Source organism: Acinetobacter nectaris CIP 110549, assembly GCF_000488215.1.
Classification (GTDB): Bacteria; Pseudomonadota; Gammaproteobacteria; order Pseudomonadales; family Moraxellaceae; genus Acinetobacter; species Acinetobacter nectaris.
In genome coordinates this window covers 1-12,797 of the sequence record NZ_KI530714.1, presented here as the reverse complement: position 1 = coordinate 12,797, position 12,797 = coordinate 1, and the positions used below count along the sequence as shown (strand labels likewise).

Here is a 12,797-nt window from a genome sequence, read left to right as displayed (position 1 = left end):
TGGTGAGTTGGCGAAGATGAGGTCGATATTTAAAGCACTGAGAATGCGCCCAAATTGCGTGATACTCGTATCTTTCGTTGATTTCTGATTCACCCTAAAGACTGAGTGCTTGTCGCTGTAAAAGGCCAATGGCTTGCCATATTGTTCAATATAGGCTCTAGTTGAAATCATATAATCAAAGGTTGTTTCAGCCTCACAAAAGCGTAGGTGTAACAGTTTTCCAGTTGCATCGTCGATATACACCAGCAAGCAGCATTTAGCAGCACGTCCTTCAAACCAATCGTGGTATGAGCCATCAATTTGAATTAACTCGCCAATGCAGTCACGGTTATAACGTGGCTGATAAGGACGTTTAGTGCGCTTAGAGCGCGGAATCCATAAATCATTTGCTGTCATCCAACGACGGACTGTTTCTACAGGAATATGAAAGCCGAATCTGCTACTGAGTTTCTCATGAGCCAATGTAGGGCCAAATCCAAGCAAATGTTCAGAAATTATCGCAAGACATTCAGACTTTATCGCTTCATCATAGCGGTGGTGGCCAGGTTGGCCACGATTTGCATGAGCCAAACCTGAAATACCATCTTGATTGAATTTCTGTACTAACCGAGTAATTTGACGGGTAGAAAGATTTAGAATTTCAGCAGCACGGACTTGAGTAATACGTTGATCTCGAACGTCTTGTAAAACGGCAAGGCGTTGAATTTCTTTGTCAGACATAGTGATCAGCATCTATATTTCATATCCAGTCCATGATGGGTTCACCATCATAAACTAGACATTTTTATTGGTGAGAATATAGACACTTTAATTGGGTTCTAACAAAACTAATTCAGATAATCAATATTATGTTAATAGTTATTTCTTATGAAGTTTTTTAGAGCTATTATCCCTTTAGATATTTGTGGATCTAAAGGATATCCTAGATTTATTCTTATAAAGTTAGAATATTTTCTATCCTCTCCAAATACATCCCCGGGAACAATATTAATTCCTTGTTTTTTGGCAAACTGATAAATACTTAAGCTATCAATTTTCTGTTCTAGTTGAATCCATAAGCTATATCCTCCTTGTGGTTGTGTTAATTTTATTTCTAAGTCCTCAAAAACTTTAATAATGAACAATCTATATTCTGCGACTTGTTCCATTAATATAGGCCTTAGTCTATTTAAATGGGCTCTGTATGATCTACTGTTAATAAAGTCTGCTAATCCTAATTGTAATGGTGTGCTTACAATATCAAGGCGTGATAAAAATTTAGCTCTAAGATGATCTTGTTGGTGAGGTAAAAAAAACCAACCAATACGGTAAGCAGGCGATAACGATTTTGAAATCGAGCTACAAAGAAAAATATATCCTTCTTTATCCCAATATTGAATAGGTAAAGGGCGCTGTAGATCGTATCCACATTCAGCATAAATATCATCCTCAATAATAAAACATTTATACTTTGCAGCTAATTTAGCAATTAGCGATTTTTCCTCATTAGTTAAACAAAAACCTAAAGGATTTTGAAAGTTAGCTGTTAAAAGACATACTTTTGCACCTGAACTTTCTATAGTTTGTTCCAAACGATATAAATCAATTCCATTATATGAAGCAGGTACTTCTACGATTTTTCTCTCTAAATTAGCAAGTAATAATTGCTGTCCATTATAATTTGGCATTGGAACGATGATACTATCCCCAACTTGGGTTAGCACTTGTATGATTGTAGACAAAGCAGGCATACATCCACTTGTTATAAAAATTGATTCTTTTGCTATATAAATACCATCTTCAGCATAGTGGTCTGAAAGAGTTTGACGTAACTTGATATGTCCTTGATTGTCATTGTATAAAAAATCCTCTGGTGAACTATGTTTTAGAGCTCTTTGAAAAGATCTTCTTAATGTCTGTGTTGGGATTAATTGAGGAGCAAGCTGAATAGCTCCTAACTGGATTTTATTTTTCTTATTTGATGCTCTCAATATTTCATTTTGTAGTTCCAAATTAGTTATTTCTCTTGGATGTGATATGAATTCAGGATGAACTGGAAAACTGATTTGTTCCTGATTTGTTCCTGATTTGTTCTGACAAAGTATCCACTCTTGTATTTAACAAAAATTAAGCCTTGTGATTCTAATAACTCATAACAAGCTTTTGCTGTAGTCATACTAATATTATGATTTTTTGAAAAAATCCTTAATGAATTAAGTTTTTGATTTGGTTGAATTTCTCCAGATCTAATTTTTTTGGCAATCTGATTAGCTAAAATTTGATACTGAAAAGCCATATCTGTACTCTTTTTAAAAAAATAATTGTATCTGTACTTCTTTATACCAGAAACTAAAATGTAATGAGCTTTATCGAAATTTAAAAACAACAGAAAAGGTTTTTTAGCTAAGTATCAAATTTTGGATTTCAAGTAGAAAGCTAATCATATTTTATGGTGACTATTCTGATAACAATGATATGGGGGGTAAATTCTAGTGTAATCAAACTAGGACTACGGATTTAGATTTTTACTTTGTGCTATTACACTTTTTTGTTAAAAACCCTGATATTCCAATAAAAATTACCGCAATTTATGGTTTCGTATTTGGAGTGGGTTTAAAACGATTATGGATAATCTGAATATTGATTATATTGATATTTAGATAAATATATTATTAAATACCAAGGGATTTCCTGTGACTTTATATGCATTTTTATCTTTCATAACTTATTGCTTTGTAACCTCTGTAACACCTGGGCCAAATAATATTATGCTTATTTCTTCAGGAATTAATTTTGGTTTTAGAAAAACTATTCCTCATATTTTAGGGATTGGTATTGGCTTTGGTTTAATGGTAGCACTTGTTGGGTTAGGCATAGGAACTATTCTGACAACCTCTCCTATTCTATTTGAAATAGTTAAAATTATTGGTATTTTCTATTTAATTTATTTGTCTTATCAAATATTTAAGTCTGATAGTGTTAATACGAATGGAAGTACACGTAGCAGACCACTTAAGTTTCTTGAGGCAGCATTATTTCAATGGGTTAACCCTAAAACTTGGATAATGACTATGGGAGCCATTACAACCTACACTAGTTCTTCAAGCAGTATAGTAACTTTCGCTATTATAGGAATTGTATTTGGGATTGTAAGTATTCCAAGTGTAGGAGTTTGGGCCTATATTGGAGACAAGCTACAACAGTTTATTAATAATAAAAGTAAAGTTAGAAAGTTTAACATTCTTATGTCACTTCTTCTCTTATTTTCCATAGTCTACCCAATTTATGAAACATTTTCTTTTATAATCAATAGGGTTCTATCTTCATATTGAAATGATCTTATCAAGTCTAATCTGAATAAAATTTTGAATAGTTATTTTATAAGTTCTAAAATTTAGTTATTACCATTATTTTTATAACCTTGCTTATCCATACTTCAGAAATAACAGCTATAAAATCATCAATGTTTGAACCAATTTTAGGAATTAACTATTATAAAAATGATGCTGATCGTTTAATAATAAAAATATGAAATTTCAGACTTAACATAATGGTAAATTACACGAAAAGGGAGCTATTAGCTCCCTTTTGAGTATCTTACATAAGTCGTATTATGTTAATTGTAGGAAAACTAAAAAAAATAGAATATATTTAAATCGAAAAAATCTACTCTTAACTTAATGGCGAGTCCTAAAAATAAATGTACATTCCAAATGACTTCCAAGAAGTTCGATCAGAAGAAATAATGGGCCTTATTAAGAAATACCCTTTAGCTTGTATAGTTGCCAATACTACAAAGGGGCTTATTGCTACACATGTACCCTTAATAATGAGAAGTGATAATGTCTTAGTCGGTCATATTGCAATGATTAATGATATGAAAACACTAGTTTCGGACACTCAAGAAGTTCTATGTATATTCAAGGCAGAAGATGCATATATTTCCGCTAATTATTACCCAAGTAAATTTGAAGATCATAAAAAAGTACCTACTTGGAATTATCAAGCAGTTCATGTATATGGAACTATTAATTATTTTTCAGATACGAAAAGTAAATTGGCAGCTATTGGGATGCTAACAAAGATAAGTGAGAAAGAAGCCAATGGCGCTTCAGGATGGAAAATGTCTGATGCTCCTAAAGAGTATTTAATGGATCAATTAAATGACCTCATCGTTTTTGAAATTACTATTTCTAAAGTTCAAGCTCAGTCAAAATTAAGCCAAAATAGGGAGCAAAGAGATTTTAACTCTGTAATTAAAAACTTACAGCAAAGGGGTAAAAATGAAATTGCTGAAAGCATGTTAAGGCTTGAAAAGCATTAAATAATTTCTATGTATTTAAAATACAAATTTAAATGAAGTTAGAGCAGAATTTATTCTGACTCTAAAATTATTATGATAAATTTTTCATACTCTAAAAATTATCTATCTATAAATAAGATATATTCTACAAAGGAAATAATAAAGTGAATCAAGCTCTATTGGTAATTGATATGCAAATTTTTATTCAAAATAGGATAGAAAAAGGAATAAGTTTTTCCCCAAAGAATGTGATTACTAAAATGGTTGATGTATTAACAAAATTTAGAGATAGTGATCAATTGGTTATACATGTAATGCATGAAACTATTCCTCTTGGTAGTACTTTGCATAAAGACTCAGAATTTTATCCAATGATGAAAGCCACTAAAAGCATTATAAAAGAACCTATTTTCATCAAAAATACTTCTTCTGCTTTTGCATCAACTAACCTCGAAAGCTACTTAAAAGAAATGAATATTGATAAATTAGTTGTTATTGGAGGTATTACAGGTTTTTGTATAAATTCAACTGTTAGACATGGTTCTGATCTAGGTTTTAAAATGTCTGTAGTCGATGATGCTATTATTAGTTTTGACTTACCAAATGAAGGCATCAAGGGCAGTACAATTCACGATGTTACGATTGCTCTTCTAAACTCAGATTTTGCTAAAATCATAAATAGTAGTCAAATATAGTGTTAAAGATATCGAGTTATTCCTATGTGGTTTTTAAAACAAAAATAATTAAGAGAACTATTTATTAAGTGGTTACATATTAAATTTATCTATTCTTTGAGTTGCAGTGATAAAGTAGCGATTCACTTAAATCTAAAAGATTAACAAAACTAAAGAATATCACTCCGATGACGACTCCCATATTTGAAACAGAAAACCTTTACTTATATCCATTAAAGTCAATAGATTCAGATCAGATTCAAATAACTTTTCCTCAATGGGAGATTGTTCGTTATCTTGCTGCTACTTTCCCTTGGCCATACCCTAGCGATGGTGCTTACCAGTATTTAAATAATATTGCTTTACCTAGATCAGAAGAAGGAAAAGCTTGGTTTTGGACGATACGACATAAAAAAGAGTCAAATATAATAATCGGAATGATCTCATTGTCAGATCAACAAGATGATAATCGAGGTTTCTGGCTAACACCAAAATGGCAAGGTAATGGTTATATGACAGAAGCAAGTATGATAGTCACTGACTTTTGGTTTAATACTCTTAATAAAAGTGTTCTACGTGTACCAAAAGCAAAGATAAATTTTGCATCAAAGAAAATATCTGAAAATTCGGGAATGAGGTTGATAGCAACTAGTAAAAAACAGTATATAGCAGGCGAGCTTGATACTGAGCTATGGGAGATAACAAAAGAAGAGTGGAATAAAAAACATCCTATTTAATATAAAAATACTTATACGAAAGCTATAGTTTTTTCATATTTATAAGAGTAAGAAGTAATATATGGAACATCAAATTAGTAAAAATCTAAGAGTAACAGATGAGAAAAGTGAAATAGACTTAGATATTGTTCATCAGTTCCTAAAAACTACATATTGGTCGAAAGATATTCCTAAAGAAGTCGTTCAAAAAGCTATTGAGAACTCTCTATCTATTGGCTTGCTATTAGAAAATCAGCTTATAGGTTTTGGTAGATCAATTACAGATTATGCTACGTTTGCTTATATTGCAGATATCTATATTAAACCTGAATTTCGTGGTAAAGGTTATTCTAAGATAATTGTAAAAGCGCTCTTAGATAGAAGTGGATCAGAAAAACTAAGACGAGTTCTTTTGGCAACTTCTGATGCTCATGGCTTATACCGTAAATTTGATTTTCAAAATTTAGGTAAACCTGAAGACTTTTTAGAAATAAATAAACCTAAAATTTATCAGTAAATAGTTGTGTAAATATCCACCGACCTATCTATTTAACATAATGGAATTTATATGGTGTCGCAACTATTGTTAGTTGCAATTTTGCCAGAAAGTAACTATTATTAGTTGCTATAGTAGCATGACTAGAAACTAGGATATGAGTAAAACGGAAAAGTTACTTGAAAAGCTCACAAATTCAAAAAATACATTTTCGTATAAGGATCTAGTTGTTTTACTGAATCAGCTAGGTTATGAAAAGTCTGAAATGGCAGGATCTCGTGTTCGTTTTTTCAATGATAAAACTAGACATATGATTTTACTGCACCGCCCACACCCTGAAAATGAAATCAAAGGTGGGGCATTGAAAGCTGTAAAACAAGCACTCAAGCAGGAGGGATTTTTATGAGTTATTTAAAATATAAGGGCTATCTCGGTACAATTGAGCCTGACCTTGAGACAGGTGAACTATTTGGAAAACTTGCCTTTATGCGTGATCTTATTACCTATGAGGCAGAAACCCTAAAAGCCCTTGAGCAAGCTTTTCAGGAGTCTGTAGATTGCTATTTAGAGTCATGTACTGACTTAGGTAAAGCCCCTGACCAACCGTTCAAAGGTACATTTAACGTTCGCATCAGCCCTGAAATGCATCGTAAGGCAGTTTTAGCATCAAGTAACTCTCTTAATGCTTTTGTAAGTGAAGCGATTCAAGAAAAGCTAATGCGTTTAGGTGCATGATTTATTAAAAATCAGTAAAATGGGGGCATTAGCTCCCATTTTTATCTTCTGATAATCAATATTATATTAAGCTCAGAAAGACTCTAAAATAAAAAGTGAAGCCTAAACCAGATGTTAGACCTATGCATCCTTATTTGATTATACTTAGATCTCTAGTGATGGTTTTAAATTCACAATCAATTGCTTTAAGAAACTGTTCTGTTAGTAGGGATTTTGGTCTATAAATAGGTTCAACAATAGATATATGAAATATGATAGGTACGCTAAATTTTTTTATCTTAATTCTATAAGCTTGTTTATGGGCCTCTAGAGCGGTAATTGGATTTAATATAGATACCCCTAGATTATTGTGTACCAGAGCACATGCCGATGAAGCGTTGTTTGTTTCAATTAACATTTTTCTTTTAATATTTTCTTTTTGAAAAATAGAGTCGATATGACTTCTGTATGGATCAGTTTTAGAGAGATTGATAAAGTCTTCATTTTCTAGATCTTGAGGTGTAATAACATCTTGATTAGCTAACCTATGATCTAAATGAACAATACACACTTCTTCAAATTGGTACTTTTGAACCAAAGTTGTACCTGCTGGCACATGATCCATTTCTGTTAAGCCTAAATTATAAATCTGTGAGGATAAATCTGATTCTATATACGGTGACTCAAGAGGAACTATGGTAAAACTTACATCTGTATTCGTTTGAGAAAACTTTTTAATTGTATTAGCCATGAAGCTATTAGCTAGGAAGGGTAAACAACAAATAGAAAGCTCCCCTATTTCCTTTAGTTTTAAATCCTCAATTAATCTATTAACCCGATTTAATCCTACTCTAGAAGCTTTTAATTCTTCAAATATTATAAATGCTTCCTGGGTTGGCTTTAATCTTCCCTGAAGTCTTTCAAAAAGCTTAAAACCTATTTGATATTCAATACGGTTTAGCTCTCTGCTGATAGTTGGTTGTGATGTATATAAGATTTTTGCTGCCATAGAAGTGCTACCACAATTCATAATGGTTTCAAAAATATTTAATTGTCTGTAACTGAGCATCTAGGTATATCAAAAATGAATAGAGAGTAGAAGTTTTAGTATTTTATCTTAAAACTAAGTCCGTTTAATATTATTTCAATCTAAATTTCTAGCCAATGCTAATTCTCTACAAATTTGTGTAATACATAGAAATTTATAAACGTTAAAAAGTTTCTCTCTTTTAAAAAGATGTTTTAGAGGCATTAAAAATGAATACCCAACTCACAACTATTAAAGTTATTCCTGCTAATAACAGTAATATTATAAATATTGCTAAACTATTCGATAAATATAGAGTCTTTTACAAGAAAAAATCTGATTTAGATGGAGCAATCGAATTTATAAAAGGTCGTTTCACAAAAAAAGAGGCCTTTATTTTTGCTGCTTACCTAAATGATATGATTGTAGGATTCGCTCAAGTTTACCCAAGTTTTTCTTCGATAAATATGGAAAAAATTTATGTTTTAAATGACTTATTTATTGATGAAAACTTTAGAAGATTTGGGGCTGGGAAAGCTTTAATACAGCACGTTAAAATATTCGCTCAAAATAATAAAGTTAACACTATAGTATTAGAGACATCATCAAATAATAGCACTGCAAAAGCTTTATATGAGTCATTTGGCTTTAGTAAAGAGATTGATACAGATCATTATAGTTTAGTCTGTGGTAGCACATACGAATTAGGATCTAAATCAAACATTACATTTAATACTCATTAAGTTGGGTTATATCTTTTAAATAATTTCTATAAAAAGGATCTTCTTTTTGCTAAACCAAGAGTTAAAAAACACTATTCAAGAAATAAAGCACAATTTTGGTACGCCATTTTGGTTATATGATGAATCAAAAATTCTAAAAAGAATTCAATCTCTAAAAAAGTTTGATGTTATTAGATATGCACAGAAGGCTAATTCTAATATCCATATTTTAAAAATCATGTTAAAGAATGAGATATGTGTAGATTCAGTATCATTAGGAGAAATTGAAAGAGCGAATTTGGCAGGATTTTCAAATAGAGAAGGTCGAGCATCATCGATCGTCTATACATCCGATATTATTGATGATGAAACAATTCGTAGAGTAATTGAGCTCAATATACCTATAAATGTGGGCTCGCCTCAAATGCTAGAGCAAATTGGAAGAGTAAAAGAAGGACATCGTGTTTGGTTGAGAATTAACCCAGGATTTGGTCATGGACATAGTAATAAAACCAATACAGGAGGTATTAATAGCAAACATGGTAACTGGCATGAATCTTTAAATGAATGTTATGAGCTAATAAAAAAGTACAAGTTGAATCTGGTGGGCTTACATATGCATATAGGCTCTGGTGCTGACTATAATCACCTATCCAAAGTCTGTGATGCAATGGTAAAGCACGCAAAAGAATGTCCTTTCCCTATTCAAGCTATTTCAGCTGGAGGGGGAATACCCGTACCTTACACAGATAATGAAAAAGAAATTGATATAGAAAAATATTTTTCATTATGGGATAAAGCTAGAAAAGAAATCGAAAGCTTCTATAAGAAAAGAATTATATTGGAGATTGAACCTGGAAGCCTATTAGTTAGTGACTCTGGTTATTTAGTTACAGAAATAAGAGCATTAAAAAATATGGGGAGTAATAATTTCGTTATTACTAATTCTGGGTTTAATGATTTAATGCGACCAGCAATGTATGGCAGCTCACATAGAATTTCTCTAATAAAAAAGAATGATACTAAGGAGGAAACTATTATTCAGCCTAGTATCATCGCAGGATCATTATGTGAATCTGGAGATGTTTTTACACAAGACTCATCAGGTATACCACAAAAAATAAATATACCTGAACCTCAAATAGAAGACTTAATAGTTATTCATAACTGCGGTGCATATGGTGCCAGCATGTCCAGTAATTACAATAGCAAACCCTTATCCCCAGAATTCTTATTACGAGAGTCAAAATATCAAATCATTAGAAAAAAACAGAGTTTTTCACAACTTTTCCAATTAGAACTAGATTAGATTTATTGTGAAAGTTAGGTCTAGTCTAAGTTTAGACTAAAAAGGTATCAATAAATTGAAAGTTTTAAGCTAAATGTGTAATCCTCCCATAAATAACCGAAGTTAAAAGTAGAGGTTAAGCAGCCATTAAAGATGGCCTTCCTTTGTTGGCTTAGTGTGGTCTTTCATGATTGTAATGCCACAGCCAACGTGTTGCATAGTCTTGCATTTCTTCCTGTGTGTCAAATAGATGCTTGCTTAGCCAGCTATAGCGTATAATCCGATTATAACGTTCAATATACGCATTCTGCTGTGGCTTACCTAGTGAGTATTACAAAAATTGCCTAACGTTAATTATCAGCTTAGAGGATGTTCCCGAAGATTAGGGAAGGGTTGAGATTATTTTTCCGACTTAATTAGTTTTTTAGCTAAATCATATTCGTAAGAAGTAATTTCAATTTTATTTTTATAAAGATCACAAAAATACACTGACATTGAAATGTCATGATCACCAATAATAAAATTAATTTTGTTTTTATTAAGATTATCTATTAGTGTAGTCATTTTTTCAGCTATAACATCAAAAGCTACTGTATGGCCAGGATGCTGAAATTTTCTTTTAAACAAAGCAATAGATGCTTCATGATTGCTAAGAATTAAAGGCCCTCCTTGTTCAAACCAAAAATATAGAGCTTCATCACGACAAAAACCAAGAATATTGCTATACCATAATTCTGCTAGATTGGTATCATCAACGTATATATGCACATGATCAATTTTATTTATTTTAATAAAATTTCCAAATTTTATTAAGTATATGAATTAATTTAATAAGATATAACACGCCTTATATGATTTGGGGAAGATTAAAGTATCAAAGCCTCCCAATTGAACTTCAGGACTAATGAATGACTATACAAACTCGTTTAATGGAACTTCAGGACTATGATGATGTATATAAATTATGGATGTCTTGTGAAGGAATGGGGTTAAATAATTTAGATGATTCTAGAGAAGGAATTTCAAGATTTTTACAACGGAATCCAGATACATGTTTCGTTGCCACAAATTCTGATACTAAGTTAATTGGTGTAATAATGGCAGGCTCAGATGGGCGTAGAGGCTATATTTATCACACCTCAGTTCATCCAAATTCACAAAAAATGGGGATCGGAAAGATACTTGTTAATGAAGCTTTAAAATCATTACAACAAAATGGAATTAACAAAGTTGCATTAGTCGTATTTGAAAAAAATGAAAGTGGGAATCAATTTTGGGAAAAGCTGGGATTTCCAATTCGATATGACTTAGTTTATCGAAATAAAGCTATTGCAGAGATGATAAGAATTGATACATAAATTCACCCACTTAACATAATGGATTTTATGCGAAATTTAATTTGTTAGAACCCAATTAAAGTGTCTATATTCTCACCAATAAAAATGTCTAGTTTATGATGGTGAACCCATCATGGACTGGATATGAAATATAGATGCTGATCACTATGTCTGACAAAGAAATTCAACGCCTTGCCGTTTTACAAGACGTTCGAGATCAACGTATTACTCAAGTCCGTGCTGCTGAAATTCTAAATCTTTCTACCCGTCAAATTACTCGGTTAGTACAGAAATTCAATCAAGATGGTATTTCAGGTTTGGCTCATGCAAATCGTGGCCAACCTGGCCACCACCGCTATGATGAAGCGATAAAGTCTGAATGTCTTGCGATAATTTCTGAACATTTGCTTGGATTTGGCCCTACATTGGCTCATGAGAAACTCAGTAGCAGATTCGGCTTTCATATTCCTGTAGAAACAGTCCGTCGTTGGATGACAGCAAATGATTTATGGATTCCGCGCTCTAAGCGCACTAAACGTCCTTATCAGCCACGTTATAACCGTGACTGCATTGGCGAGTTAATTCAAATTGATGGCTCATACCACGATTGGTTTGAAGGACGTGCTGCTAAATGCTGCTTGCTGGTGTATATCGACGATGCAACTGGAAAACTGTTACACCTACGCTTTTGTGAGGCTGAAACAACCTTTGATTATATGATTTCAACTAGAGCCTATATTGAACAATATGGCAAGCCATTGGCCTTTTACAGCGACAAGCACTCAGTCTTTAGGGTGAATCAGAAATCAACGAAAGATACGAGTATCACGCAATTTGGGCGCATTCTCAGTGCTTTAAATATCGACCTCATCTTCGCCAACTCACCACAAGCCAAAGGTCGTGTAGAACGTGCCAATAGAACCCTTCAGGATCGTTTAATTAAAGACATGTTTTTGGAAGGTATTCATTCAATTGCTGAGGCAAATGCTTGGTTGCCCTGCTTCATTGAGCAATTCAATCAGAAGTTTGCTAAATGTGCGAGAAATCCAAAGAATTTACATCGCCAACTGATAGAATCTAAGATTGAACTTGATGATATTTTTACTTGGCAAGAGCCACGTAAAGTCACCAAGAGCCTAACGATTACTTATGACAAATGTATTTATATTCTGGAATCTACGGAATTGAATCAAAAATTGGTTGGCCAATACATCTCATTCTTAGAATACCCTGATGGAACTGTAGCAATCATGCATCAGGGTCGAAAGATCACTTACCGCATTTTCAATAAATTATCTAAATTACAGCAACATGAAGTTGTTGAGAATAAACGCTTAGGAGCTGTACTTTCTCATATTCAAGAACAACATGAGGAATTAGAAAAACAAAATAAACGTTCGAGATCAAAACACATGCCGAATCGTAAAGCTCAACAGGCCATTATTGAACAAAGAAAATTAAATCCTGTGCTTGACACATTGAGTTAAAACAGGACATTTTAAATGGGTTTTCGCATAGACATTTTAATTGGTGAATAACAA

General features: G+C 32.4%; 14 protein-coding genes and 2 pseudogenes. 11 read left to right on the top strand and 5 right to left on the bottom strand.

Annotated features, from left to right (window positions below):
• Together P256_RS06345 and P256_RS06340 are read right to left on the bottom strand one after the other, a co-directional pair.
• Positions 1-732, bottom strand: a 732-nt coding sequence (locus P256_RS06345) for an ISNCY family transposase (protein ID WP_023272861.1), incomplete at its 3' end; no start/stop codon positions are given.
• Positions 733-851: 119 nt separating this feature from the next.
• Positions 852-2,275, bottom strand: a pseudogene (locus P256_RS06340) (aminotransferase-like domain-containing protein).
• A gap of 397 nt (positions 2,276-2,672) precedes the next feature.
• Here P256_RS06340 and P256_RS06330 point away from each other — a divergent pair.
• The 7 genes from P256_RS06330 (at position 2,673) to P256_RS06300 (ending at position 6,903) form a co-directional block, all read left to right on the top strand.
• Positions 2,673-3,311 (top strand): LysE family translocator, encoded by a 639-nt coding sequence (locus tag P256_RS06330; RefSeq protein ID WP_023272858.1) that lies wholly within the window; start codon positions 2,673-2,675, stop codon positions 3,309-3,311.
• A 368-nt stretch (positions 3,312-3,679) separates the two neighbouring features.
• Positions 3,680-4,303, top strand: a complete 624-nt coding sequence (locus P256_RS06325) for an FMN-binding negative transcriptional regulator (protein ID WP_023272857.1) — start codon at positions 3,680-3,682, stop codon at positions 4,301-4,303.
• Between the two features lie 143 nt (positions 4,304-4,446).
• Complete coding sequence (locus tag P256_RS06320; RefSeq protein WP_023272856.1) at positions 4,447-4,977, top strand: isochorismatase family protein; 531 nt, start codon at positions 4,447-4,449, stop codon at positions 4,975-4,977.
• Positions 4,978-5,144: 167 nt separating this feature from the next.
• Complete coding sequence (locus P256_RS06315) at positions 5,145-5,693, top strand: GNAT family N-acetyltransferase (protein WP_023272855.1); 549 nt, start codon at positions 5,145-5,147, stop codon at positions 5,691-5,693.
• Between the two features lie 61 nt (positions 5,694-5,754).
• Positions 5,755-6,189 carry a GNAT family N-acetyltransferase gene (locus P256_RS06310; RefSeq protein ID WP_023272854.1) on the top strand — a complete coding sequence of 145 codons (435 nt, stop codon included), beginning with the start codon at positions 5,755-5,757 and terminating at the stop codon, positions 6,187-6,189.
• A gap of 136 nt (positions 6,190-6,325) precedes the next feature.
• The gene (locus P256_RS06305) at positions 6,326-6,574 is read left to right on the top strand and encodes a type II toxin-antitoxin system HicA family toxin (RefSeq protein WP_023272853.1); all 249 of its coding nucleotides are present in this window, start codon (positions 6,326-6,328) and stop codon (positions 6,572-6,574) included.
• Entirely contained in the window at positions 6,571-6,903 is a 333-nt protein-coding gene (locus P256_RS06300; protein ID WP_023272852.1) for a type II toxin-antitoxin system HicB family antitoxin, read from the top strand. The genes P256_RS06305 and P256_RS06300 overlap by 4 nt, the downstream gene beginning before the upstream one ends.
• A gap of 130 nt (positions 6,904-7,033) precedes the next feature.
• Here P256_RS06300 and P256_RS06295 read toward each other — a convergent pair whose 3' ends face one another.
• Positions 7,034-7,951: a LysR family transcriptional regulator gene (locus tag P256_RS06295; protein ID WP_023272851.1), complete on the bottom strand. Its 918-nt coding sequence runs from the start codon at positions 7,949-7,951 to the stop codon at positions 7,034-7,036.
• Positions 7,952-8,139: 188 nt separating this feature from the next.
• Here P256_RS06295 and P256_RS06290 point away from each other — a divergent pair, with 188 nt between their 5' ends.
• Positions 8,140-8,652, top strand: coding sequence for a GNAT family N-acetyltransferase (locus tag P256_RS06290; RefSeq protein ID WP_023272850.1), 513 nt, complete (start codon positions 8,140-8,142; stop codon positions 8,650-8,652).
• A gap of 46 nt (positions 8,653-8,698) precedes the next feature.
• Complete coding sequence (gene lysA / locus P256_RS06285; RefSeq protein WP_023272849.1) at positions 8,699-9,940, top strand: diaminopimelate decarboxylase; 1,242 nt, start codon at positions 8,699-8,701, stop codon at positions 9,938-9,940.
• 151 nt (positions 9,941-10,091) lie between these two features.
• On the opposite strand, the pseudogene P256_RS13110 reads toward lysA, so the two are convergent.
• Together P256_RS13110 and P256_RS06280 are read right to left on the bottom strand one after the other, a co-directional pair.
• A pseudogene (locus P256_RS13110) lies at positions 10,092-10,241 on the bottom strand (integrase core domain-containing protein); the annotation flags it as partial.
• Positions 10,242-10,318: 77 nt separating this feature from the next.
• A complete protein-coding gene (locus P256_RS06280; protein WP_023272848.1) occupies positions 10,319-10,687 on the bottom strand; it encodes a hypothetical protein in 369 nt (122 codons plus the stop codon).
• 140 nt (positions 10,688-10,827) lie between these two features.
• On the opposite strand from P256_RS06280, the gene P256_RS06275 reads away from it, so the two are divergent.
• Together P256_RS06275 and P256_RS06270 are read left to right on the top strand one after the other, a co-directional pair.
• Positions 10,828-11,277, top strand: a complete 450-nt coding sequence (locus tag P256_RS06275) for a GNAT family N-acetyltransferase (RefSeq protein ID WP_023272847.1) — start codon at positions 10,828-10,830, stop codon at positions 11,275-11,277.
• A 134-nt stretch (positions 11,278-11,411) separates the two neighbouring features.
• Positions 11,412-12,743 carry an ISNCY family transposase gene (locus P256_RS06270; RefSeq protein ID WP_023272846.1) on the top strand — a complete coding sequence of 444 codons (1,332 nt, stop codon included), beginning with the start codon at positions 11,412-11,414 and terminating at the stop codon, positions 12,741-12,743.
• Positions 12,744-12,797 lie beyond the last annotated feature (54 nt).

Excerpts from the sequence above, each read along its gene's own strand:
- P256_RS06275 (WP_023272847.1), top strand. The coding sequence starts at position 10,828 with ATGACTATACAAACTCGTTTAATGGAACTTCAGGACTATGATGATGTA.
- P256_RS06290 (WP_023272850.1), top strand. The coding sequence starts at position 8,140 with ATGAATACCCAACTCACAACTATTAAAGTTATTCCTGCTAATAACAGT.
- P256_RS06315 (WP_023272855.1), top strand. The coding sequence starts at position 5,145 with ATGACGACTCCCATATTTGAAACAGAAAACCTTTACTTATATCCATTA.
- P256_RS06325 (WP_023272857.1), top strand. The coding sequence starts at position 3,680 with ATGTACATTCCAAATGACTTCCAAGAAGTTCGATCAGAAGAAATAATG.
- P256_RS06305 (WP_023272853.1), top strand. The coding sequence starts at position 6,326 with ATGAGTAAAACGGAAAAGTTACTTGAAAAGCTCACAAATTCAAAAAAT.
- P256_RS06270 (WP_023272846.1), top strand. The coding sequence starts at position 11,412 with ATGCTGATCACTATGTCTGACAAAGAAATTCAACGCCTTGCCGTTTTA.
- P256_RS06310 (WP_023272854.1), top strand. The coding sequence starts at position 5,755 with ATGGAACATCAAATTAGTAAAAATCTAAGAGTAACAGATGAGAAAAGT.
- P256_RS06295 (WP_023272851.1), bottom strand. The coding sequence starts at position 7,951 with ATGCTCAGTTACAGACAATTAAATATTTTTGAAACCATTATGAATTGT.
- P256_RS06300 (WP_023272852.1), top strand. The coding sequence starts at position 6,571 with ATGAGTTATTTAAAATATAAGGGCTATCTCGGTACAATTGAGCCTGAC.